23 protein-coding genes and 1 pseudogene are annotated in these 21,803 nt (G+C 64.5%); 8 read left to right on the top strand and 16 right to left on the bottom strand.

Going from position 1 to position 21,803, the window contains the following annotated elements:
• The first annotated feature begins 881 nt into the window (after positions 1–881).
• Positions 882–1,106 carry a hypothetical protein gene (locus BTE28158_RS21120; RefSeq protein ID WP_059599696.1) on the top strand — a complete coding sequence of 75 codons (225 nt, stop codon included), beginning with the start codon at positions 882–884 and terminating at the stop codon, positions 1,104–1,106.
• 271 nt (positions 1,107–1,377) lie between these two features.
• Here BTE28158_RS21120 and BTE28158_RS21115 read toward each other — a convergent pair whose 3' ends face one another.
• Positions 1,378–1,692 (bottom strand): hypothetical protein, encoded by a 315-nt coding sequence (locus tag BTE28158_RS21115; RefSeq protein WP_059599695.1) that lies wholly within the window; start codon positions 1,690–1,692, stop codon positions 1,378–1,380.
• Positions 1,693–2,606: 914 nt separating this feature from the next.
• Between BTE28158_RS21115 and BTE28158_RS21110 the strand changes: the two genes are divergently transcribed.
• Positions 2,607–2,894, top strand: a complete 288-nt coding sequence (locus BTE28158_RS21110) for a hypothetical protein (RefSeq protein ID WP_059599691.1) — start codon at positions 2,607–2,609, stop codon at positions 2,892–2,894.
• 132 nt (positions 2,895–3,026) lie between these two features.
• Here BTE28158_RS21110 and BTE28158_RS21105 read toward each other — a convergent pair whose 3' ends face one another.
• From BTE28158_RS21105 to BTE28158_RS21065, 10 genes and pseudogenes are all read right to left on the bottom strand, one after another.
• The gene (locus BTE28158_RS21105; protein WP_059599690.1) at positions 3,027–3,368 is read right to left on the bottom strand and encodes a cytochrome C oxidase subunit IV family protein; all 342 of its coding nucleotides are present in this window, start codon (positions 3,366–3,368) and stop codon (positions 3,027–3,029) included.
• Positions 3,369–3,376: 8 nt separating this feature from the next.
• Positions 3,377–4,084, bottom strand: coding sequence for a heme-copper oxidase subunit III family protein (locus BTE28158_RS21100; RefSeq protein ID WP_124627380.1), 708 nt, complete (start codon positions 4,082–4,084; stop codon positions 3,377–3,379).
• Positions 4,081–4,695 carry a cytochrome c oxidase subunit 3 gene (locus tag BTE28158_RS21095; protein ID WP_059599688.1) on the bottom strand — a complete coding sequence of 205 codons (615 nt, stop codon included), beginning with the start codon at positions 4,693–4,695 and terminating at the stop codon, positions 4,081–4,083. The genes BTE28158_RS21100 and BTE28158_RS21095 overlap by 4 nt, the downstream gene beginning before the upstream one ends.
• Complete coding sequence (ctaD, locus tag BTE28158_RS21090; protein WP_151051463.1) at positions 4,692–6,452, bottom strand: cytochrome c oxidase subunit I; 1,761 nt, start codon at positions 6,450–6,452, stop codon at positions 4,692–4,694. Before ctaD ends, BTE28158_RS21095 begins: the two co-directional genes overlap by 4 nt.
• 13 nt (positions 6,453–6,465) lie before the next feature.
• Complete coding sequence (locus BTE28158_RS21085) at positions 6,466–7,620, bottom strand: c-type cytochrome (RefSeq protein WP_151051461.1); 1,155 nt, start codon at positions 7,618–7,620, stop codon at positions 6,466–6,468.
• A 317-nt stretch (positions 7,621–7,937) separates the two neighbouring features.
• Positions 7,938–8,450 carry a hypothetical protein gene (locus BTE28158_RS21080; RefSeq protein ID WP_044846926.1) on the bottom strand — a complete coding sequence of 171 codons (513 nt, stop codon included), beginning with the start codon at positions 8,448–8,450 and terminating at the stop codon, positions 7,938–7,940.
• Between the two features lie 56 nt (positions 8,451–8,506).
• A complete protein-coding gene (locus BTE28158_RS21075; RefSeq protein ID WP_059599685.1) occupies positions 8,507–9,016 on the bottom strand; it encodes a hypothetical protein in 510 nt (169 codons plus the stop codon).
• Between the two features lie 274 nt (positions 9,017–9,290).
• Positions 9,291–9,365, bottom strand: a pseudogene (locus BTE28158_RS32535) (CoA transferase); the annotation flags it as partial.
• A gap of 122 nt (positions 9,366–9,487) precedes the next feature.
• Positions 9,488–10,222: an ABC transporter substrate-binding protein gene (locus tag BTE28158_RS21070; protein WP_059599684.1), complete on the bottom strand. Its 735-nt coding sequence runs from the start codon at positions 10,220–10,222 to the stop codon at positions 9,488–9,490.
• Positions 10,223–10,333: 111 nt separating this feature from the next.
• Positions 10,334–10,627, bottom strand: coding sequence for an antibiotic biosynthesis monooxygenase family protein (locus BTE28158_RS21065; protein WP_059599683.1), 294 nt, complete (start codon positions 10,625–10,627; stop codon positions 10,334–10,336).
• A 229-nt stretch (positions 10,628–10,856) separates the two neighbouring features.
• Here BTE28158_RS21065 and nosR point away from each other — a divergent pair, with 229 nt between their 5' ends.
• Positions 10,857–12,263, top strand: coding sequence for a response regulator c-di-GMP phosphodiesterase, NosR family (nosR, locus tag BTE28158_RS21060; RefSeq protein WP_151051459.1), 1,407 nt, complete (start codon positions 10,857–10,859; stop codon positions 12,261–12,263).
• A gap of 78 nt (positions 12,264–12,341) precedes the next feature.
• On the top strand, positions 12,342–14,114 hold the full coding sequence (locus BTE28158_RS21055; protein WP_151051299.1) for a histidine kinase: 1,773 nt from the start codon (positions 12,342–12,344) through the stop codon (positions 14,112–14,114).
• 18 nt (positions 14,115–14,132) lie between these two features.
• On the opposite strand, the gene BTE28158_RS21050 is transcribed toward BTE28158_RS21055, so the two are convergent.
• From BTE28158_RS21050 to BTE28158_RS21030, 5 genes are all read right to left on the bottom strand, one after another.
• The gene (locus tag BTE28158_RS21050) at positions 14,133–15,215 is read right to left on the bottom strand and encodes an extracellular catalytic domain type 1 short-chain-length polyhydroxyalkanoate depolymerase (protein WP_151051319.1); all 1,083 of its coding nucleotides are present in this window, start codon (positions 15,213–15,215) and stop codon (positions 14,133–14,135) included.
• A 325-nt stretch (positions 15,216–15,540) separates the two neighbouring features.
• Positions 15,541–15,924, bottom strand: a complete 384-nt coding sequence (locus BTE28158_RS21045; protein WP_151051301.1) for a GtrA family protein — start codon at positions 15,922–15,924, stop codon at positions 15,541–15,543.
• 15 nt (positions 15,925–15,939) lie between these two features.
• A complete protein-coding gene (locus tag BTE28158_RS21040) occupies positions 15,940–16,983 on the bottom strand; it encodes a glycosyltransferase family 2 protein (protein WP_151051303.1) in 1,044 nt (347 codons plus the stop codon).
• A gap of 27 nt (positions 16,984–17,010) precedes the next feature.
• Positions 17,011–18,390, bottom strand: coding sequence for a glycosyltransferase family 87 protein (locus BTE28158_RS21035; protein ID WP_151051305.1), 1,380 nt, complete (start codon positions 18,388–18,390; stop codon positions 17,011–17,013).
• Positions 18,387–19,625, bottom strand: a complete 1,239-nt coding sequence (locus BTE28158_RS21030; RefSeq protein WP_151051321.1) for a glycosyltransferase family 87 protein — start codon at positions 19,623–19,625, stop codon at positions 18,387–18,389. Before BTE28158_RS21030 ends, BTE28158_RS21035 begins: the two co-directional genes overlap by 4 nt.
• 711 nt (positions 19,626–20,336) lie before the next feature.
• On the opposite strand from BTE28158_RS21030, the gene BTE28158_RS21025 reads away from it, so the two are divergent.
• From BTE28158_RS21025 to BTE28158_RS21010, 4 genes are all read left to right on the top strand, one after another.
• Complete coding sequence (locus BTE28158_RS21025; protein ID WP_151051307.1) at positions 20,337–20,564, top strand: hypothetical protein; 228 nt, start codon at positions 20,337–20,339, stop codon at positions 20,562–20,564.
• Between the two features lie 97 nt (positions 20,565–20,661).
• Positions 20,662–20,844: a Flp family type IVb pilin gene (locus BTE28158_RS21020; protein ID WP_151051309.1), complete on the top strand. Its 183-nt coding sequence runs from the start codon at positions 20,662–20,664 to the stop codon at positions 20,842–20,844.
• Between the two features lie 168 nt (positions 20,845–21,012).
• On the top strand, positions 21,013–21,219 hold the full coding sequence (locus tag BTE28158_RS21015) for a Flp family type IVb pilin (protein ID WP_151051311.1): 207 nt from the start codon (positions 21,013–21,015) through the stop codon (positions 21,217–21,219).
• Between the two features lie 31 nt (positions 21,220–21,250).
• Positions 21,251–21,790: an A24 family peptidase gene (locus BTE28158_RS21010; RefSeq protein WP_151051313.1), complete on the top strand. Its 540-nt coding sequence runs from the start codon at positions 21,251–21,253 to the stop codon at positions 21,788–21,790.
• Positions 21,791–21,803: the final 13 nt, after the last annotated feature.

Here is a 21,803-nt window from a genome sequence, read left to right as displayed (position 1 = left end):
GCTGCTTTACCCGGAACGATTCAACATCGGAATCTGAGTCTTAACCCGCCTCACACACAAGATTCCGGATACCTCCTTGAATGGTCGACGCGCGCGGCCTGGATAGCGGAATCGTGATTCGCACCATCCACTGCGGCCGTTTTTACTGCAACCTGCGGTGCGCCACGCCAAGCGGGGCAACATCGTCTCGACCGTCGAACTGACTGGCTGACGAAACAGTTACAAGATACCTGTTGACCTGGGAGCTACCCGGCGGTTAGTGTGTCGTCCGAAGTTCAAGAAGTTCGATTGCTGTTCATCAATTGCTCGTCCCTCAACGGTATCGTTGTCCTCCCCCTCCTTGACGCTTCGCGCCCTCTTTAGCAGGGCAGATATTCGTATTTCTCTCTCAAGGATTATTCATGGATACCGGTACGGTCGAGTGGTTCAACCGATAGCAACGGCTTTGGCTTCATCCCCCCCGACGAGGTCGGCGACGACCTGCACGTTCAGCCTCCCCAGGCTGGAGCAGCGGGCTTCAAGACTCCGGCTGGAAATAGGAAGGCGCGTTTCGGAACGAAGCAAGACCGACAGGGTCTGCTAGCGCCGAACATCAAGCTTCCGTGAGGTCTGAAGCTCCGGCTTCCCGTGAGGGACGCCGTGTCGCAGCGACATGCACGCGAAGCTTTGCCCCTCCCCAGTTGGAACGAGCGCTCCTGCTGCATCTATGCTCGTTGCGCAGCGTGCCGAACGCCATACACCTCGTTGCACACTTCTCCCTGGCTGCAACGCCTTTTTGTCACTTCCCGCTTGCTTTGGATTCGGCGCGAAATGACTTTGAATCAGTGCGCCCGTGCGCGTCTCGCACGGAACGCACCTACTCGAACATCACTAAAACTAAAATGCACGACAAACAAGTTCAGCTATACAACGGCTATGCGGTTCAACCTTCGGCGCATCGCTTGCCCGATGGAACATTTTCATCCAATCTGCTGCTCGACCGCACCGGTTGCGCGCGTACAGAAGGCCGCTACCAGTTCTACTCGCTCGATTACTTCGCGAGTGAAGAGCAGGCGCTTCTGCATTCGGCACGCTGGGCACGCAACTGGGTCGATACACGCGGTTGATTCCCGCATGAGGAACCGGTGCTGGTCAGGATCGTGTGGGCGGTTTGATTCGCGATCGAGCCGCTTGCCTTTCAGCGACCGATAGACCGCTACGCAGCGGTAACGGTCGAGCTGCCGGTCATCTCGATGTCATCCTGAGGATCGCAAAATTTCGCGAACGGATCAGGCGGTGTTGCCGTTTGTCGCGTTCGTCGACAAGCGCTTATTCAGGCGGCATTCGCTCGTGATCGTCAAGTCGCGGGTGTGGCACGTTGGCGCCGCTAAGGCACCATCATCGAGGATGCTTCATTTCCTCGGATTCCACCGCGGCGATTCGTTCTTCGCTTGCGGAAACAGAGTCCATGGCTTCGTCGATCGATGCCAATGCATACTCGCAGGCCAGTTTCGTTTCTTCGACCGCAGGCTCTGGCTCCTCGTCTTCGCTGGGCGGAGGGGAAAGCATGTCTTCAAGCATCATCGCAAGTTCAGGGGTGTCCCATTCCTCGCCTCTTTGTTCCTTCTTCTTTATATAGTGCCGGATTTCCGCGTCCTGATCCGGCGAGAGTGGAAGGTGTCGAAACGTGTTGCTCGGGTTGGCGTCGATCATGATATTGCTCCGAAGGTTCAGCGATGACGGTGACGGAACAGTTTGCTATTTGCCGCAGCGCGCATCCTGAATTCGCTCGAGGCGGGAAAAAAGCTCGTCAACCTGGAGCGTGAGGACCCTGTTTTGGCCGGATTGCGTGCGGAGTTTGCCGAGCCTGACTCTCCAATACGCAGGATCACTTACAGACGATTTGTTGACGAACGCATGTTGTGCGTGCTCGAGCAGTCCGATCGCTCGCCTGATATGGACCAATTCGCGTTCCGCTTCACAGTACCAGCTCATGTTTGCCGCCGTTGATTATGAATTGCATCTTGTTTTTCTGTCCCGCAGGAACTCTCGAGTTCACTCAAAAGGCGGTGCAGGAGCCGATTCCGGGCAGTGCGGCTGTCGCACGGCTCGACGGTGTGGGGAGAGGGGAAAATGTGGTGCGCAAGCAAGGGCACGACACCATCTGGAGCGGGCGAGCAGTCGATCTGCAAACGGGGCTCGGATGAGACCATCATACGCGCATCGCCGGTCGGACAACCGCTTTATTTCGGCTGCGACGAAGCGCGCTTATCCGATGTCGCCGTTGCACGCCGGCGCGCGAACCTCGAGGGCGTGGCGGAGTAGGGCGAAGGCCGTCGAGCGACCATGCCGGAAGCTCGCGAGGAATCGAATTTTGCGCCATATGACGTGATAACGCTCTTCGAGAGGAGGCACGCAGAGGGAAACGCAATCGCGGATCCGGATCATGCGTGTGCCGGGTTCGATGGCGGATAGCCGGTGTCATGTGCGGGCAGCGATCCGCTGGCAAACCCGCTGATCGCGATACGCGCGAGGGCACCTTCGGTCGCTCCAGTTCGAAAGAAATCGGGGCGTCCTGCGTTGCCCGTTCCCGTGTATAGTGGGCTTCCCCGTGTGGAGTGACCAACATGCCGACATATCCGTTTCTTCTCTACAAGGGGTACGAACTTCATCCTCTTGTCTTCCCCCGCACGTTCGATCGCTTTGACAGGCATTCCCGTTACGCCGAAGGGTATGACATTGCGGTACGAATATGTCGTCCGGCCTCGATTGAAAGCTCACCTGCCAGCCGCGTTTTCAGGCTGAACCAGCCCGATACTTTCTCCGATTTTGGCGTGGCGAGGCGCGCCGCCCGGCAGCAGGGAAAGGACATCATCGACGGGAAAGTGAGCGGGGCTTCAGTCGTCGACTTGTGAACGTGCGACGGGCATGCAAGGCGAGCCCTCTCCCGCGCATGTTCGCGAGCGCCCGGTGAGCTGTTATCGATGTGCTTCCTGGCGTGATTTTCACGGACGGTTGCCCGATCGCGTGACAGCAGTCGGGCGTCGTCAACGAAAGAACAGTTCCCGCATGCCAAAGGTGTGGTGCGCTTCGGCCGCCATCAGCACCATGAGCACCAGCAGGCACAGCGGCGGTATCAGGATCGCGTACACCAGCGCCAGCCGCTCCCACATCATGTGCATGAAGATCGATACGATCAGCCCGGCCTTGGCGATCATCAGCACGACGATCAGCACCCATCGCAACAGGCCCTGCACGTGGAAGTAATCCACGAGATACGACAACGTGCTCAGGACGAACAGCAGGCCCCAGATCTTCAGGTAGATGCCGATCGGGTGCTGCTGGCCGTGCGCGGCGTCGGGTCGATCGGCGGGATTGGTGTGGTCCATGATCTGCCTCACCACAAATAGAACAGCGCGAAGATGAACACCCACACCAGGTCGACGAAGTGCCAGTACAGGCCGGCGATCTCGACGATCTGGAAGTTGCCGTGCTCGGTGAACCCCGGCTGCAGGATCTTGCGCGCGATCAGCAGCAGGTAGACCACCCCGCAGGTCACGTGAAAGCCGTGGAATCCGGTGATCATGAAGAAGCAGGCGCCGAACTGCGTGGCGCCCAGCGGGTTGCCCCACGGGCGAATACCTTCATGGACGATCAGCTTGGTCCATTCGAAGGCCTGCATCGACACGAAGGTCACGCCGAGCAGCGCGGTCGCGAGCAACAGTGCGGCGGCGCGCCTCGCATTGCGCCGGTAGCCGAAATTGACTGCCATCGCCATGGTGCCGCTGCTGGTGATCAGCGTGAACGTCATGATGGCGATCAGCAGCAACGGCACGTCGACGCCCGCCACGGTGAGCCCGAACACCTTGGACGTGTCGGGCCACGGCGCCGTGGTCGACATGCGCACCGTCATGTAGCCGATCAGGAAGCTGCTGAAGACGAAGGTGTCCGAGAGCAGGAAGATCCACATCATCGCCTTGCCCCACGGCACCTTGAAGGCTTCGCGGTCGGCCGACCAATCCGTGACGATGCCGCGCCAGCCGTCAGGACCGGCGTCGGCGGGCGGAGGGGCAGCGGATTCGGGCGGGAGCGTAGGCGAAGTCATGGCGCGGCTCCATATAGCGGCCCGCAGATGGTGGCAACAATCGCGGGGGTGAGCCACCACATCGCCGCCAGCAGCACGAGCCAGACCGCCAGCAGGAAATGCCAGTAGAGGGCGCACAGGGAAATGGCGCGTTGAGCCCGGAACGGGTCCATATGCCGGCGTTGCGCGATCGTCACGGCCCAGGCCGCCAGCCCGCCGAGCACGTGCAATCCGTGCAGGCCGGTAAGCAGGTAGAGGAAGCTGTTGGAAGGATTGGCGATGAGGGTCTGCCCGGCCGCCGACATCATGCGCCACGCGGTCAGTTGCCCGATCACGAACACGGCGGCCAGCACGCCGCCGCATACCAGCCACGCCGTGCGGTGCACGGTCAACTGCCTGGCACGCTGCATGGCCACGCTTGCCAGCGCGAGCGCGCCGGTGTTCCACCACAGCAGCGCGGGATGCGGGATCGGCTGCCAGTCGGGCTCGCGCATGCGCATGCCGTAAGCGAGCAGCAGCAGTGAAAACAATGCCGTTGCCACGGCCATGAACACGATCAGGCCGATGCGGCTCGCATTCGGCACGACGGGCGGCGACGTGTCGGGAACGAAGGTGCGCGGCAGCGTGGTCATTTGCGTGCCTCGCCGGGTTGAAGCGTCGGGGGGGGCGGTTCCGGTTCCGGTGCCGTCGCGGGCGGCTGGTTTTGCGGGACGAAGTCTTCCGTTTGTCCCGGCGGGCTGTATTCGTACGCCCAACGGTAGACGACGGGTTGCGCGGCGCCCCAGTTGCCGTGCGTCGGCGGCGTTTGCGGCGTTTGCCATTCCAGCGTGGTGGCCCGCCAGGGGTTGCCGTCGGCACGCTTGCCGCGCACGAGGCTCCACGCCAGGTTGTACAGGAACAGCAACTGCGCCACCGCCACGATCAGCGCGACGACGGTGATGAAGGTGTTGAGCGTCTGAGCCGAGTGCGGAATGAAGCTGTAACCCTCGTACGAGTAATACCGCCGAGGCATGCCGAGGATGCCGAGATAGTGCATCGGGAAGTAGATCGCGTAGGTGCCGACGAAGGTGGCCCAGAAGTGCGCGCGCCCGAGCGTGTCGTCGAGCATGCGGCCCGTCACCTTCGGATACCAGTGGTAGATGCCGCCGAACACCACCAGGATCGGCGACACGGCCATCACCATATGGAAGTGCGCCACCACGAAGTACGTGTTCGACAGCGGAATGTCCACGCTCACGTTGCCGAGATAGAGCCCGGTCAGCCCGCCCAGCACGAAGGTGCTGATGAAGCCGATGGCAAACAGCATCGGCACGGTCAGGTGGATATCGCCACGCCACAGCGTCAGCACCCAGTTGTAGACCTTGAGGGCGGTCGGGATGGCGATGATGAGCGTGGTGGTGGCGAAGAAGAAGCCGAAGTACGGATCCATGCCGGCGATGAACATGTGGTGGGCCCAGACCACGAAGCTCAGTGCGCCGATGATGACGATGGCCCACACCATCATCCGGTAGCCGAAGATGCTCTTGCGCGCATGGGTGCTGATGAGGTCCGACGCGATGCCGAAGGCCGGCAGCGCGACGATGTAGACCTCCGGATGCCCGAAGAACCAGAACAGGTGCTGGAACAGCAGCGGGCTGCCGCCGGCATGCTTGAGCGATTGCCCCATCGACACCACGGCCGGTATGAAGAAACTGGTGCCGAGCGTTCGATCGAGCAGCATCATCACCGCCGACACGAACAGCGCCGGAAACGCGAGCAGCGCCATGATGGTTGCGATGAAGATGCCCCACACCGTGAGCGGCATGCGCATGAGCGTCATGCCGCGGGTGCGGGCCTGCAGCGTGGTGGTCACGTAATTCAGGCCGCCCATGGTTGCCGCGACGATGAAGATCGCGAGCGATACGAGCATCAGCTCGATGCCCCATTCGACGCCCGGCGTGCCGGGCAGGATGGCCTGGGGCGGATAGAGCGTCCAGCCCGCGCCGGTCGGCCCGCCCGGCACGAAGAAGCTCGCCACCAGCACCAGCACGGCCAGCAGGTAGACCCAGTAGCTCAGCATGTTGAGAAACGGGAACACCATGTCGCGCGCGCCCAGCATCAGCGGGATCAGGTAGTTGCCGAAGCCGCCCAGGAACAGCGCGGTCAGCAGGTAGATCACCATGATCATCCCGTGCATGGTGACGAACTGGTAGTAGTGGTTGGCGTCGATGAAGCTGAACTTGCCGGGAAAGCCGAGCTGCAACCGCATCAGGTCCGACAGGACGAGGCCGACCAGACCGATGGCGATGGCCGTCAGCGAATACTGCACGGCGATGACCTTGTGGTCCTGGCTCCAGACATAGCGGGTCCAGAAGCTTTTCGGGACGTGATCCATGTGCGCGTAGGGCATTGCGTCTGCTCCGCTAGGGCTGGCGGTTGGCCGCGGTGCTGGCGGCCGGGCCGCCTAGCGATTCGATGTAGGTCACGAGCGCGGTCAGCTCCTGCTCGCTCAGGTCGAAATGCGGCATGATCGGTGCGTACCCCTTCACGACGCGGGCCGTCGGGTTGCGGATGAACGCGCGCAGATAGGCTTCGTCCACCTTCGCGGTGCTGCCGTCGGCCATCGTTTCGGTCTTGCCGTACAGGCCCTTCCAGGTCGGGCCCACGCGCGGACTGCCGTCCACGGTATGGCACGCGAAACAGCCCTTGGCTGCCGCGAGCGCCTTGCCCTGGTCGGCGAGCGCCTGGGCGCTGCCGCCTGCCGTGGCGGCAGCGGCCTGCACGCCGGCCTGCTGCCGCTGCGCGAAGGTGGTCTGCTGCGCCAGCCATCGCGAGAACGATGCTTCGTCTTCCACCACCACCACGCCGCGCATGTTCGAGTGCCCGATGCCGCACAGCTGCGCGCACAGGATGTCGTAACGTCCCGCCTTGGTCGGTGTGAACCAGAAGGTCGTCACCATGCCGGGCACCATGTTCATGCGCGCACGGAACGGCGGCACATAGAAGTCGTGCAGTACGTCGAGCGACCGTGTCAGAACCTGGATCGGCCGGTTCAACGGGAGGTGGACCTCGGGCGTCTCGATCAGGTAGTTGTCGCGGCCGTTGGGGTCGGCGGGGTTCAGGCCGAACGGGTTGTCGTTGCTGACGTAGCGCGCGTCCGTCGTGCCCAGCTTGCCGCCGGTGCCGGCGAAGCGGAAGCGCCATTGCCATTGCCGGCCGAGCACTTCCATCTGCAGCACGTTGCGTGGCGGCCGGATGTAGTCCGCGTAGACGAAGAGACCGGGTGCCAGCAACGCCGCCACGCCGACGGCGGTCAGGCCGATCAGCCACCATTCCAGCCGCCGGTTGTGCGGCTCGTAGGCCGCGCGATGCCCGCCGCGGTGGCGGTAGCGGATCAGTGCGATCGCGATGAACAGGTTGATCGCGATGAAGAATGCGCCGGTGATGACGAGCGTGATCGTCAGCATGTCGTCCATGCGCACCCAGTTCGACGCGATCGGCGTGATCCACCAGGGACTGGCAAAGTGAAACCCCACCGCCAATGCGATGATCACGATCAGGGCAATCGCAAGCGCCATGGGCCGCCTCGCCGCGCCTCACTCGCCGGAGCCGCCAACCCGCGCTCCTGGCATCGTCGTGCCGCCTTGCCGGATTTCGTATTACATTTTGCCGGCAGTCCACCCAGACCGATTCGCCAAGCGTCGTCGGCGGCTCTAAAGAAAAGGTAGTCCGCGCCTTTGCATCGTGCAAGGCAGCGCAAGGGGGGGAGGCACGCTCCCATACCCGCATGCATCGCACGACAGACGATGCCACCCGCCGCGACGACGAGCAAAACGGCCGCCTTCTGCATGGATTGTCGAGGCGGGCGTCTCGCGCGGCGCGACGAACCGGCGTGTCAGTGCATCGCGTTCTGCTTGCGCCGTTCGAGCATGCCGTAGACAACGGCGGTCACCACACCGAACAGCAGGTTGGCCAACAAGGGTCCGGATCCCCGCTCCGAGATGAACCACGGGAACACGGCGGTCATCACGTAGAAGTTCCATACGTACGCGACGATCCCGAAAGCCAGGCCGATGACGGCCTCCATGCCGACGCTCGAATCGAAGCGGAACGGGGCCATGATCGCGGCGAGGATCATCCCCATGATGGCGCCGAGCACATAGTGCAGCAGCAGCGCCATTCCCACGATGCTGAAGCTGAACACCGACATCTGTTCGAGCGCACCGCGGCCCATCACCATCGCCGCGATCTTGTGGGTCGGTTGCCACGGGCTTTCATCGAGCACCATGGTCGACCAGAAGAATTCGAGCACGATCACCAGGGCGCCACCCGCAAGACCGGCTACGGCAGCGGCGAGCCAGTCCGGCATGCGCCGTTGCCAATGGTGTGATTGAATGTGCAGTTCCATAGAACCTCCTTGCTGAAGGATCAACCTCAGCACTCAGGCATGCCGGTTTTCGGGTGTCAGGGGAAAACCGGTGACGTGGGTTCGCCGCCTTCCAGATCCGCATTCGGAAAATGTCGGGCGATCATCTGCTCGATTTCCTGCTCTCGCAATGCCGGCACGTCGGCCATGATCAGGATCTGGCCTTCCTTGATCGCTTCACGAAACCGCTCGAGTCGCGCGTTCGGCTCGGCGATGCCGATCATCCCGGCCGTCCACGCGCCGAAGCCCGCTCCCACCATCGTCAATGCGACGACGGCGCCGCCCGCGATCACGAGCTCTGCAGGGGGGTATACGAGCGCGACGAGACCGATGAGCGCGCCCGTCGCGCCGCCGAGTGCGACACCACGCTCGAGCGCATGCACGACATCGCTGCTCTGCAGCAAAGACGCTTCGGGTAACTCTTCAAGCGTGACACTGTGATCGGCGAGGACGTGGATATGGCGCCAGATGATGCGCGCGCGGAGCAAGTCATCCACGACCGCCTTGGCCATCCGCGTGTCGGGTACGAGGAAATAGAGGCGCCTCATGTCGGCCCCCTTTTTCAGTCTGGAGTACGTTCTATTTTATGTCACCATCGGCAGCGTGGTACCTGTGCGCGCGTACGTGGTTACACGCGATCACGCTTCAGTGCAGTCGGTCATCGTGCGAGTGCGCGGCAAATGAGGCGAACAGCACATCAGCGGAAATCTGCACGGAACCCTTTTTCTCGAACACTTCGCTCAGCGCGGAAAGGCCCGGTCAGACCGCACCGGTGGCGTGCAACGTGTGAATCTTTTCATCGGCATAACCGAGTTCGTGCCGCCCGGGCATCACGGTCTTCCCGTCGCCGGCCGTGAACGGACCGTACGGAAAGATCGTCGCGTGCGACGCACCGGATCCCGTCGATGACGACGTTCAGCCCCGCGAGCGACGTGTCGAGTACGAGGTGGTGCTGGGGGTGACTGGCAGCGCCGATCTGGCGCGCCGGCATCGTCAGGATGACTTCACGTGCGCGTCGATCAGGCACGCGGTGCGACCGACGCACCGACGATTCCATGCCGCCTCAGCGAATCCGCGACGAAGCCCGACGCCTTCATCTCCTCGACGAACGTGCCGAGCAACGCGGCGGCCGCTTCGCCGCGGCTCTTCGGCACGCCCATCGCCTGGCGGATCACCATGAAGCGCTCGTCGAGCAGGCGCAGGCCCGTCGTCTTCGCCGCGTCGGCCTCGAGCTGCTGCTTCACGCCCGCCGCGACTTCGAGCTGCTGCTCGACGAACGTCGACACCACGGCCTGCGATGTCGGCGCGCGCACGATCTGCGCGGCTTTCAGTTCGCGCGTGAGGAACAGGTCGTACGCGCTGCCCTTGCCGACGGCCACGCGGTTGTGCGGCTGGTCGACGTCCGCGTTGCCGCGGATCGGCGAATCGTCGCGCACCAGATAGAAGCCTTCGATCAGCACGTACGGTGCGGTGAACGCGACCGTTTCGCCGCGCAGCGGATCGACCGCGAAGAAGCCGAAATCGGCGCGCTCTTCGGTCAGCGCCTGCACCGACTTGCCGGCAGCGTCGAACACGACGAGTTCGAGCTCGGCCGACAGCCGCTCGGCAAACGCACGCGCGAGGTCGATCGATACGCCGAACGGCTCGCCCGTGGCTGGGTCGCGGTTCGCGAGGATCGGATTGCCGAGATTGATCGACGCGCGCAGCTTGCCGGTCGGGGTGAATGCGGAGAGGACGGAAGGGTCGACGGTCATGAAAGGGCTCGTAAGGAATCGGATGTGCGGGAACGGCGAACGGTCAGCGCGCCGAGGCAGCATCATCCGTGACGGATCGGTTGGCTCGTTGCGGCGGTTGCTTCGTCTCGACTACTTCACCGCGACTTCCGTATGCACGACTTGCGGCGGGCTCTTGAAGAACGGCCCGGCCAGCTGACGCCACGCCTGGAAGTCGTCCGATTGCCGGAAACGCACCATGTGATCGTCGACGGTGTCCCATTTGACGACGAGCAGGTAGCCGCCGCTGCGCTCGATCACGCGGTGCAGTTCGGCGCCGCCGCAGCCGTGCGCGCGGGCGAACAGCGGAAGTGCCTGGCGAACCGCCGCTTCGAATTGCTCGGCCAGCGACGGATCGATTTCGAGCGATGCCATTTCCAGAATCATGAATGCTCCATACGGGGTGAATGATGCGACAGGGCGCGCCATGATCGACGCGTCCCGCAACGATACCGGAAGTCCGCATCACGTGTTCCGGATGGCCGGCTCGCGCGCGGCCTACCGTGCGATGGGTGCCGCTGATCGGCTCATGCGCGTCAGCGTTTTCCCTAATGTGGAATACGCGGCACGAGCCGATGTCACAGAGGTAGTGAAGATAAACAATCCGAGGACAGCCATGACGACATCCGCGATGAACGGAACGAATGATGCACCACCCGAAACGATCGCCGAGGCCGCATCCGACACCCCGGCCGCCGCCCCGTCGATCCTGCTGGTCGACGACGAGCCGAGCGTGCTGTCCGCGCTCAAGCGCGTGTTGCGGCCCGCGCGCTACACCATCCTGACCGCCGAAAGCGGCGAGGCCGCGCTCGACATCCTGGCGTCGACCGAAGTCGACCTGATCGTGTCGGACATGCGCATGCCGAACCTGAGCGGCGCGGCGTTTCTCGCCCGCGCTCGCGCGCTTTACCCGGACACGATGCGCATCCTGCTGACCGGCTATTCCGACATCGCGTCGATCGTGGAGGCCGTCAACGAAGGCGGCGTGTATCGCTACCTGAACAAGCCGTGGGACGATCATGACCTGCTGATGACCATCGAGCAGGCGCTCGAACAGCGGCGCCTTCGGGGCGAGGCCGCGCGGCTGGCCGCGCTGACCGAAGCGCAGAACGAAACGCTGCGCCGCTTCAATACGGAACTCGAAACACAGGTCCGCGCGCGCACCGAGGAGCTCGGGCAAACCGTGATGTTTCTAGAGGCGGCGCAGCACGACCTGAAAAGCAGCTTCACCGCGATGGTGCAGGTCTGCGCGAGCATGATCGAGATGCGCTGCGGGTCGGCGAGCGGGCATGCGATGCGCGTCGGCGAGATCGCGCGCCGTCTCGCGCTGTCGGCGGGGATGAGCAGCCTGCACGCGCAGGACGTGTATTTCGCGGGACTGCTGCACGGCATCGGCAAGCTGTCGCTGCCCGACGAGCTGTTGCACAAGCCGCTCGTGAAGATGACGACGGACGAACACAGCCTGTTCCAGCAGCACCCGCTGCGTGCGCAGATGGTGCTCACGCCGGTTGCGCAATTGCACAAGGTCGCGTCGATCGTGCTGCACCAGTACGAGCGATTCAATGGACGCGGCACGCCGGACGGGCTCGCGGGCGACGCGATTCCGCTCGGCTCGCGGATCGTCGCGATCGCGCGCGATTTCGAAGGGTTACGCAACGGCGAGATCGGTTCGCCGCATTCGGTCGAGCAGGCGATCGACGTGCTGCACTCTCAGGCCGGCGTGCGTTACGATCCGCTGCTCGTCGCGCGCTTCATCGAACTGATGCGGGATCCGGCAAGCCTGCGCATCGCGGCGTCCGTCGCGGAGATCCGGTCCGAACAACTGCGCGAGGGGATGCAGCTCGCGGACGATCTGCGCACGCATCGCGGGGTGCTGTTGATGACGAAGGGCAGCGTGATGTCGGCGCACCAGATCGAGCTCGTGCGCCGTTTCGAGGCACGCGAAGGCACGACGTTCGACATTCTCGTGATGACCGGCGCCGCCGCGTCGACGCAGGCGCCGGCCGGCACGTCGCCTGCCTGACGCCGCGCCGGCCGGGCCGTGGCGCGCGAGCGGTCGCGCGTCGCCGCAACGCGTTCATTTCGACTGGGGCGCTCGATCATGCATGGCACCTACAACCTGCTGCTTGTCCTGCTGTCGCTCGTCATCGCGACGCTGGCCTCCTATACGGCGCTCGACCTGGCCGCGTTCATTTCGCTGCTCGACAACCCGACGCTCAAGCGCGCGTGGCTGGCCGGCGGCGCGGCCGCGATGGGCACCGGAATCTGGTCGATGCATTTCGTCGGCATGCTGGCGCTGTCGCTGCCGATCCCGCTCGGCTATGCGCTGCCGGATACCGGCGCGTCGCTGGCGATCGCTGTGCTCGTGTCGTATTTCGCGCTGAACGTCGTCACGCGCGCGCGGTTGAGCCGCCGGCGCCTGCTGGCGGGCGGCGTGCTGATGGGCGCCGGAATCGTCGGAATGCATTACACGGGCATGGCCGCGATGCGCATGGCGCCCGGCATCCGCTACGATCCCGCGCTGTTCGCGGCGTCGATCGGCGTCGCGGTGATCGCATCGACCGTCGCGCTCTGGATGGCGCAGACGTTGCGCGCGCAACAGGCGCGCCATGCGACCGAGCAACGCATCGGCGCCGCGCTGATCATGGGCATCGCCATCACGGGCATGCACTACACCGCGATGGCGGCCGCGCATTTCGCGCCGGATGCGCGCTGCGGCGCCGCCAACGGCATCGATGCGCCGTGGCTCGCGACCACCATCGCACTGTTCACGATGGCGACGCTGATCGTCACGCTGCTCGTCTGCCGCTTCGATGCACGCACGACCTTTCTGCGCGGCATGACGGACACGCTCGAACGGCTGGTGCGATTGCGGACCGCGGAACTCGAAACGGCGTTGCGGCGCTACGAGCAGACGACGGCGATGCTGCAACGCACGCGCGAGAACATGGCGACCGAAATCGACGAGCGCCGGGCGGCGCAGAGTCGGCTCGAACAGGAGAAGGACGAACAGCGGCGCCTGCTGCGGGCGCTCGAGGAAACCCACGTGCAGTTGCTGCAATCGGAAAAACTCGCGTCGATCGGCCAGCTCGCGGCCGGCGTCGCGCACGAGATCAACAATCCGATCGGCTTCATCAGCGCGAACCTCAATACGCTCAGGACGTGGGTGCGAAGCCTGCTCGACGTGATCGCCGCGCATGACGCCGCGCTCACGCAGCTGGAACCGGCGACGCGCGATGCGCTGACGGCGATGCGCGGCGAGGCCGATCTGGACTACGTGCGCGACGAGATCGTGACGCTGATCGACGAATCGATCGACGGCGCGGTGCGGGTGCGGCGCATCGTGCAGGACCTGCGCGATTTCTCGCGGCCGGGCAGCGGCGAGTGGAGCGTGGTGGATATCCACGCGGGCCTCGAGAGCACGCTCAACGTCGTACACAACGAGCTCAAGTACAAGGCCGACATCGTCCGGGAGTACGGTGACGTGCCGCAGGTCGAATGTCTTCCGTCGCAGTTGAACCAGGTATTCATGAACCTGCTCGTCAACGCGGCACATGCGATTCCGTCGCGCGGCGTGATCACGATCCGTACGTCGAGCTACGGCGAACAGGTGTCGATCGCGATCAGCGATACCGGCACTGGCATGACGCCCGACGTCGTTCGGCGGATTTTCGATCCGTTCTTCACGACGAAACCGGTCGGGCAGGGCACGGGGCTGGGGCTGTCGGTGTCGCACGGCATCGTCGAGCGCCATCGCGGGGCGATCGACGTGACGAGCGAGCCGGGGCGCGGCACGACGTTCTGCGTTCGACTGCCGATCCGGCGCGCCGAAGGCAGCGCGGACGCGGCGGCGGCAGTCGAGCAACGGGCATAAGCGACAGGCGACGCGTCGTCACCGCACCCGCTTGCGCCGCCGCCTGCGAAAGAAATTCCAGAACATCGCGGTCGCGTCCGGCCCCGTCGCGGAGTGGAACGCTTCGCGCGGATCGCCGCCACTCCACGCGTGCGCCAGGCGGCGGACGATGCAGACCCGGACGATCAGCCGGCCGCCGCGCAGATAGTCGGTGTAATCGGCATCGTCATGCGCGTATGTATGTTGCTCGCCGACACGCAGTTCGCCCTGTTCGTCGACGAGCCGATTGATCCGCGCGAACGCGACGCCGAGCTGCCGTGCGTTTTGCTCGGCGACGACCGTATCGAGTCCGCCATGCACGACGAGCGCGGGCATGCCCGGATAAGCACCCACGTCGACGCAGGCGTCGACGACGCTTATCGGATCGTCGCGCAGGCCGCGGCGCATCAGGCTCATCGCGGCCATCGTCGACAACGGCGGCGCGATGGCCGGACCGGAGTGCAGGCCGACGGCCGCGAACAGATCGGGAGACTCGATCGCCAGCCGTGCCGCCAGTCCCGCGCCGGCCGACATGCCGGCCAGGTAGATCCGGTCGCGGTCGAACCCGCGCGCCCGCACGATCGCGTCGATCAGTGACGCGATCGCCGGGGCCTCCGACTGAGACGCATCGCCGTGCCAGTTCCAGCAGCGATGCGAATGGGCTGTCTTCGCCTGTTCGGGAAACAGCACGGCAAACCCGGCGCGCTCGGCGATGCGGCAGATGCGCGTGCCCGCGGCAAACGACTCGGCCGACTGCTTGCAGCCGTGCAGCATCACGACGACGGGCATGCCGTCACTCGCCGCCGAAGCGGCGGGCAGGTACAGCGCGTAGGCGAGATGGTTGACGAGGCGGCCGGCGGTCGGGCGCGCGGAATGAAACGAGCGCAGCCACGTGCCGGGTGCCTGGTGTGGCGATGTCCGTGCGGGCGGCGCCGGCGCGCGCACGCGATGCGTGGTTCGGGCGGTGGCCGCGCGCTGGGTGGACGGCGCCGGTTTGGTTGTCTTCCTTTTGGGGCGCGTAGTCGCCGCGGCGGAAAGCAGATCGAACGGCCGCAGCCAGAGGCTGGATTTTTTCCTGGGCATGGACGGATCTCGTGCCGGCAGCTCGCGCGACAGCATGCGGCGAGCCCGGCCGCTGGATGGACGGCGAATGCGGGCGGCAGCGCACAATGCGTGCCGCAGGAAGCGTCCGCGTCGGCGTGCCTCGGCACGGCCGATACGGGGAGCGACTGACCGACAGAACACCACGCCGCGCGACATCAATCCGGCAGCGTCCCGATTCTGGTCGGCCACGCACCATGCTAACAGGCGTCGCTCGCCTCGGGTGCGATGGTTCCGTGACCAATCGGTGAATGCTCCGACCCCACTGCCGACGGATGTCGGTTGCGTGCGAGCGGATGCCGACGCTTCACCGATACGTCCACAACCGGTGCATCACGAACATGGTCGGCGGGATCAGCAGCGCGATCGCGACGATGGCCCAACCGCGAGGCACGTCGAGCAGTTCGGCGGTGCGCGCGAGCAGCATCGTTTCGGCGAAGCCGGCCAGCGCGGCGGTCAGATAGCGCAGCAGGTTGCGCGAACGCACGGTCGACGAGAAGCTCCACAGCGTGTTCGCGAGATACGAGAACGCCGTCGCGCAGACGAACGCGACGGCGTTGGCGATTACCTGAGTGACATCGAACAGCGCGTACATCGCGGATGCGATCAGCACGTGCAGCGCGGTCGAGCCGAGCCCGGACAGGCCGAAGCGCGCCAGCCGAACGCGCTCGGCATAAAGCAGCTCGAACATCGCTATCTCCGCGCTTCAGCGCTCACCCACCCGCACGCGGGCCGGCTGCGCGCGGCGGCGTGCGTTCGGGCGTCGCGCATCGCGCGCGACCGGCAGTTCGATCACCTTGGCGTGCGTCTGGTAGCGACGGCGAATCAGATAGACGGGGCGTTGCTTCGACTCGTCGTAGATGCGTCCGATGTACTCGCCGACCACGCCGATGCCGACGAGCTCGATCCCGCCGATGAACAGCGTCACCGACAGCAGCGACGGATAGCCGAGCACCGGGTTGCCGAACAGCAGCGTGCGGCCCACGATGAACGCGCCGTACAGGAATGCGAGCGCGGCGATACAGAGGCCGATGTAGGTCCAGCTGCGCAGCGGCACGGTGCTGAAGCTTGTGATTCCCTCGAGCGCGAAGTTCCACAGCTTCCAGCCGGAGAACTTCGAGTGCCCGGCGCTGCGCGCTTCGCGCTGATACTCGATGATCACGGTCTGGTACCCGACCCATGCGAACAGCCCCTTCATGAAGCGATGACGCTCGGGCAGGCTGCGCAGCGCATTCACGACCTTGCGGTCCATCAGCCGGAAGTCGCCGACGTTCTCCGGCAGCTTCACGTCCGACAGCAGGTTGTGCACGCGGTAGTAGATCGCGGCGGCGGTGCGCTTCGAGAACGAATCGCATGCGCGATTGCTGCGCTTCGCGGCGACGACTTCCACACCGTTGCGCCAGTGCTCGAGCATCACCGGAATCAGGCTCGGTGGATCCTGAAGGTCGGCGTCGAGCGGAATCACCGCGTCGCCGCCCGCCTCGTCGAGGCCGGCCGTCAGCGCCGCTTCCTTGCCGAAGTTGCGGGTGAGATCGATGACGCGCACGCGGCGGTCGGTCATGCTGACCCGGATCAGGCGTTCGAGCGTGTCGTCGCGGCTACCGTCGTTTACGCAGACGATCTCGAAGCGGATCGCATCGAGACCGGCCATCAGCGGAATCACGACGTCGAAGAAGCGTTCGACGGCCTCGCCTTCGTTGTAGAACGGTACGACCAGCGAGACGAGCGGTGTGTAGAGTGGTTCGCGCATGATGAGTTCCCCTGTAAGACGTGCGTATCAGCGGCCGGCACCGAAGGTGGGGCGGCCGGCGCGGCGCAGTCCGTGCGCCGGGCGGTGGTGTGAGCGGACCGGATGCGGGAACCCGGTCTCGGTCGAGTTGTCGTGTGCGTCGGGCATCGACGGCACGTCGTGTCTTTCTTGTGCAATCCGGCTGACGAGCAGCGCCAGCGACGCCAGCGTGACGAACGGCATGAACTGGAACGACAGATGCGTGACGATCGCGAGACCGGCGAGCGGCGTCGCCCACATCAGCATCAGCCATTCGCGATCGAAGCGTCGCCAGCCGTGCGTCCACGCATAGCGCGCATACCACGCGATCACGAGCCCGTACCAGGTCAGGTCGTAGTCGTACAGGTACGGGCTGACGATCAGGCATGCGCAGGCGAGCGTGGCGGCGCGCAGCGCGTACGAACACGCGCCACGCCACGCGTACACGACGGCGATCGCGGCGGCCGCGGCAGACAGCAGCTGCAGGCCGCGCGCGACATAGGCGGGCCAGCCGGCGAGGGTGGCGAGCGCGAACACGGTCGGCATGCGCGCGAGCTTGACGTGGCCCGCGTCGACCATCTGATACGCGTCGTTGATGCCGTGCACGAACGCGATCCACGACTCGATCCCGAACGCAAGCGTCGTCAGTACGACGCCGACGGCGATCGTCGCGGCCCATGCGGCCAGTGCGCGCCATTGTCCGGCGCAAAGCAGCGCGAGCGGGAACAGGACCGCCATCTGCGGTTTCATCGTCAGCAAACCGAAGCAGATGCCGGCGACAACGGGGCGGCGATTCAGCGTCAACAGTCCGACGCCGGCGAGCGTCGCGGTCAGCAGGCTCGTCTGCCCGACGATCACCGTGAGGAACGCGCCGGGGAACGCGAGCGCGCAGAGCAGCGCGGCGTCGCGCTGCACGGTGGCGCGGATCGTCACCGCGAACAGCGTGTAGGTAACACCGAGCCACAGCACCAGCGCGAGCAGGTAAGGCATCCAGCCGAGCGGCAGCACCAACAGCAGCATGGTCGGCGGATAAAGCCACGGCAGCGAGCCGTCCGCGGCGTTCATCATCGGGATCGCGAGTTTCTCGATCGCGAAGAGCGAGGAGAACTGCCATGCGTCCACCGCATGCCCGAGCGCGGCGAGCCGTGCGGCGCTCCAGATCGGCGCGAGATCCTGCGCGAGCGGTTCGGGCACGGACGTATGCGACCCATGCACGCGTGCGAGATAGATGCAGATGAACAGCAACTCGGTGAACAGTACCGCTGCCGCATAGAGGCGCACCCGATCACGATTGAGCCAATGCGGGAACCGGCGCGGGCCGGCGATCGGCAGTTCCGGATGGGCGTCGATGGCCGAATCGACATGCAGAAGGGAGAGCGGCGATTTCATTGCGCATTCCGCGACGCGAGGGTCGAGCGACGCACGACGACGAACAGGACGGCGAGCAGCACGACCGGGCCGATCTGCGGCAGCCTCGTGATCCGGTTGAACACCTCGAATATCGGCAGCAGCCACGCGAGCACGATCACGATCTGATCTCCCGGCAGCCAGCCTTCGTCGAGACCGTGGGCGATCAGGCAGAAGACCGCGATGCCGAGCCAGGCCAGCTCGTAATGCCACAGATAGGGTGTCGACAACAGTGTGGCGACCGCCAGCGCCGCGCCGCGCAGCCGCATGTCGTTCGTGCGACGCCAGACTTGAACGGCGGCGGCGATTGCGAGCAGCCCCACGGCGGCTTGTGCGGCAAGCGAGACCGGAATCGATGCACCCGCGAGGCGGAGGGCCGCGAACGGCGTTGGGGAAACGAACCAGTAGGCCGGCAGGGTGAAATGCATGCCGCGCACGATCGACATCGCATGGGCCAGGCCGTTCAGGGAGCCCGTGCCGGTCAGTGCAATGCCGGCCACCGTGAACAGCGTGGTCGTGATCGCTGCCGACATGAAGGTTCGCCACGAGTGCGTCGCGATCAGCACGAACGGAAACACCAGCGCCATCTGCGGCTTGATGGCGAGCAACCCGATCAGCATGCCGGCGACGACCGGGCGTCGGCCGAGGAAATGCAGCGCGAGTGCGGCGATGCCGGCGGTCAGGATGCTGTTCTGCCCGTACAGGACGCACGCGAACACGCCCGAATAGGCAAGCACGGCGAGCGCGGCGGCGCGCGGAACGGGCAGGTGCGCACGCAGGCCCGACAGTCGCAGGACGGCATACGCATAGCATAAAAGGCTGCCCGCAAAAAAGAGGAAATACGCGGGCAGGAAAGGCACGAGGGCAACCGGCGCGATGAACAGCAGCATCGTCGGCGGATAGAGCCAGGGCAGCGATTGGTGACCGATATAGGAACCGAACCGCGCTACCTCGGCATGGGAGAAGAAGACCGGATCATAGGTCGCTGCGGCATGGCCTTGCAGCACGAGCTGCGACGCGGTCCAGAAGACGGAGAAGTCGACACCCGGTCGGGCAGCCGTCTGTGACGTGAAGGTGTCCGTAACGACGCCCCATGTGATCAGAAAGGCCACGCAAAGCAGCAGCATGACGCAGCTGTACGGAACGATCCGGTCAGCTGTCAGCCATTGAGCACAGCGTTTGGCGCGATAGCGCACTCCACGATTGGCCGTGTACATGATGCCCCGTTTGCAGTGAAGGCTGCCTGGTCTTGCGCAGCCATTTTGTGTTGTCGTGTGTCCGGATCGAATCGCGCTCGATGGCACTGTCCGGTGAATGCATTGTTGGAGAAAAAATCGTGTGACGCAAACCGCGGGCTGAATCGCGAAATGGCGATTCGACGGCGACATGGCCGAAAAGCGGGTTTTTACGTCTGAGAAATCCGTACCGGCGCAAATGATGTTTCTCGCTTGAAACATTCCGTGTTTTTCACCGGTCCCGCGGTGTGCGGAATGCGCGTCGGGCGACGCGCGACCCGGATTCGGGAAAATCCCGAGAAAATTTTTTGGGGCCCTTGCACAGCACGACGGCGCCCTGCCGGCACGCGGCGCCGGCCGGCACGCGTATATCAAATCTGAAACATTTTGTGCGGCGCGCCGAAACCCGATCGACGGATGAATCGACGGAACCCTTGCTGCGCCTCGTTTTCCCTCCGGCTGGCCTGCTCTTTGCGTCAAGGTCCGCACGACAGTCGACGACGTGATGAACGACCGGTTGAAGCAACAGGCTGACAAGACCGGACTCAATCACCTGCGGAAAGCAACGGATCGAGGGCGCGTCGGGGAATACGCCGCCCAGGCCTTGGAAACCGCCGGAAACGTCGACCGGGCGAATAGGCGACGGCATCGTCCGCGCAAAAAGAATCACATGACAGCATTTGGGGAATAAAAATGAAAGACCAGAGCACGTCGCGGCTCGCATGCCGCGAAGAAGACCCGCAGTGGAATCGACGCGTCAGCGTCATCCGTTCAATCCGTATTCATGCCCGGGACGGTTATTTCGCCGTTCTGCTCGATCGCGCCATTCGCCAGATCGCAGCGCGCATGCATATCGCACGCATCAGCTCACCGACAATCGTTCGCCCGGCCAGGCTCGTACCCTGCCGTGTGCGTCGCTGAGCGCAGCATCCGAATCCTTGAGTTGTTCCGGCAGTACCCGCTCCCCGCGTCGATCCCCGACAACGGGTTTTTATAGTAGTGCGAAAGGAGAGTAGCCATGTCCACGTTCATCACGAAGATCCGCGGTTTCGTTCAAGACGAACAAGGCGTGACGGCCATCGAATACGGCCTGATTGCCGCACTTATCGCAGTCGGCCTCGTTGCAGCGCTGACGCTGGTCGGAAACGATCTCCAGACCGTCTTCAACACGATTGCAGACGATCTCAACGCGGCGGTCTGAATGGCGGGGCGGCGAACGGCGGGTCCGGCCCGTTCGTCGCCATCCCGTCGCTCGTGCAGGGCCGGACACTCAACCAACAGATGTCGAATGGAGCGAACGGCGGATGACTCGGCCGGTGCACTGCGCGAGTCTCCCCCGCTCTCTCGATCAACCGAATCGGAGGCTGTCATGCGGACCAGTGGACGTGCGGTAGCGGTATCGCGATGGATCGGCGACGAGCAGGGGGTGACGTCGATCGAGTACGCGCTGATCGCGGCAGTGTTCGCCACCATCGTGCTGGGAAGCGTGGTTACCCTGAAGGGTTCGGTTCAAGACGCGTACAACATGATCGCGGCAATCGTGACCGCGGCGGTCAATACCGCACTGGGTAAGTGATTCCGACTATTGCAGCCAATCGAGGTTCGCCATGTTGCCTGCCGCACTGCCTCACCCGGTCCCGTTGTGCGTGACGCTGCTCGTCGTCGTCGCGGCCAGCACGGACATCACGAGCCGACGCATCCCGAACCGGCTCGTCGCGATCGGGCTGGCCGGCGCGCTGATCGCCCAGTGCGCGCTGCACGGGGTCCAGGCGGGCGCACTCGCGTGGCTTGCCGGCGCGGCGACCGGCTTCGGCATGCTGCTGCCGTTCTATCTGATGCGCGGAATGGCTGCAGGCGACGTGAAGCTGATGCTGGCGATCGGCGCATGGGTCGGCGCACAGATGGCGTTCTACATCGTGCTGGCCACGTTTCTGGCCGGCGGGATCGGCGCGATCGGCCTTGTGCTGCTGCGCGGGCGCCTGCGCCAGATGTGCGCGAACGTCAGGGCGCTGATCGCGCATCGCTCGATCCGCGCGTATGCAGGGGCGACCGACGGCCCCATAGAAGTTGCGTCGGTCGGCGCGTTGCCGTATGGCGTGGCAATTGCCGCCGGCACGCTGGGCATGCTGTTCGCTTCGTGCGTCTAGCGCGACGAACCCG

The organism is Burkholderia diffusa (assembly GCF_902499115.1).
Lineage (GTDB): Bacteria > Pseudomonadota > Gammaproteobacteria > Burkholderiales > Burkholderiaceae > Burkholderia > Burkholderia diffusa.
Note: the sequence above shows the minus strand (reverse complement) of the source record. Positions and strands in the feature narration are given on the sequence as shown.

Bases quoted from the DNA above. Each gene is read 5' to 3' on its own strand.
- BTE28158_RS21120 (WP_059599696.1), top strand. From the start codon at position 882: ATGCACGACAAACAAGTTCAGCTATACAACGGCTATGCGGTTCAACCT.
- BTE28158_RS21115 (WP_059599695.1), bottom strand. From the start codon at position 1,692: ATGATCGACGCCAACCCGAGCAACACGTTTCGACACCTTCCACTCTCG.
- BTE28158_RS21110 (WP_059599691.1), top strand. From the start codon at position 2,607: ATGCCGACATATCCGTTTCTTCTCTACAAGGGGTACGAACTTCATCCT.
- BTE28158_RS21105 (WP_059599690.1), bottom strand. From the start codon at position 3,368: ATGGACCACACCAATCCCGCCGATCGACCCGACGCCGCGCACGGCCAG.
- BTE28158_RS21100 (WP_124627380.1), bottom strand. From the start codon at position 4,084: ATGACTTCGCCTACGCTCCCGCCCGAATCCGCTGCCCCTCCGCCCGCC.
- BTE28158_RS21095 (WP_059599688.1), bottom strand. From the start codon at position 4,695: ATGACCACGCTGCCGCGCACCTTCGTTCCCGACACGTCGCCGCCCGTC.
- ctaD (WP_151051463.1), bottom strand. From the start codon at position 6,452: ATGCCCTACGCGCACATGGATCACGTCCCGAAAAGCTTCTGGACCCGC.
- BTE28158_RS21085 (WP_151051461.1), bottom strand. From the start codon at position 7,620: ATGGCGCTTGCGATTGCCCTGATCGTGATCATCGCATTGGCGGTGGGG.
- BTE28158_RS21080 (WP_044846926.1), bottom strand. From the start codon at position 8,450: ATGGAACTGCACATTCAATCACACCATTGGCAACGGCGCATGCCGGAC.
- BTE28158_RS21075 (WP_059599685.1), bottom strand. From the start codon at position 9,016: ATGAGGCGCCTCTATTTCCTCGTACCCGACACGCGGATGGCCAAGGCG.
- BTE28158_RS21070 (WP_059599684.1), bottom strand. From the start codon at position 10,222: ATGACCGTCGACCCTTCCGTCCTCTCCGCATTCACCCCGACCGGCAAG.
- BTE28158_RS21065 (WP_059599683.1), bottom strand. From the start codon at position 10,627: ATGATTCTGGAAATGGCATCGCTCGAAATCGATCCGTCGCTGGCCGAG.
- nosR (WP_151051459.1), top strand. From the start codon at position 10,857: ATGACGACATCCGCGATGAACGGAACGAATGATGCACCACCCGAAACG.
- BTE28158_RS21055 (WP_151051299.1), top strand. From the start codon at position 12,342: ATGCATGGCACCTACAACCTGCTGCTTGTCCTGCTGTCGCTCGTCATC.
- BTE28158_RS21050 (WP_151051319.1), bottom strand. From the start codon at position 15,215: ATGCCCAGGAAAAAATCCAGCCTCTGGCTGCGGCCGTTCGATCTGCTT.
- BTE28158_RS21045 (WP_151051301.1), bottom strand. From the start codon at position 15,924: ATGTTCGAGCTGCTTTATGCCGAGCGCGTTCGGCTGGCGCGCTTCGGC.
- BTE28158_RS21040 (WP_151051303.1), bottom strand. From the start codon at position 16,983: ATGCGCGAACCACTCTACACACCGCTCGTCTCGCTGGTCGTACCGTTC.
- BTE28158_RS21035 (WP_151051305.1), bottom strand. From the start codon at position 18,390: ATGAAATCGCCGCTCTCCCTTCTGCATGTCGATTCGGCCATCGACGCC.
- BTE28158_RS21030 (WP_151051321.1), bottom strand. From the start codon at position 19,625: ATGTACACGGCCAATCGTGGAGTGCGCTATCGCGCCAAACGCTGTGCT.
- BTE28158_RS21025 (WP_151051307.1), top strand. From the start codon at position 20,337: ATGAAAGACCAGAGCACGTCGCGGCTCGCATGCCGCGAAGAAGACCCG.
- BTE28158_RS21020 (WP_151051309.1), top strand. From the start codon at position 20,662: ATGTCCACGTTCATCACGAAGATCCGCGGTTTCGTTCAAGACGAACAA.
- BTE28158_RS21015 (WP_151051311.1), top strand. From the start codon at position 21,013: ATGCGGACCAGTGGACGTGCGGTAGCGGTATCGCGATGGATCGGCGAC.
- BTE28158_RS21010 (WP_151051313.1), top strand. From the start codon at position 21,251: ATGTTGCCTGCCGCACTGCCTCACCCGGTCCCGTTGTGCGTGACGCTG.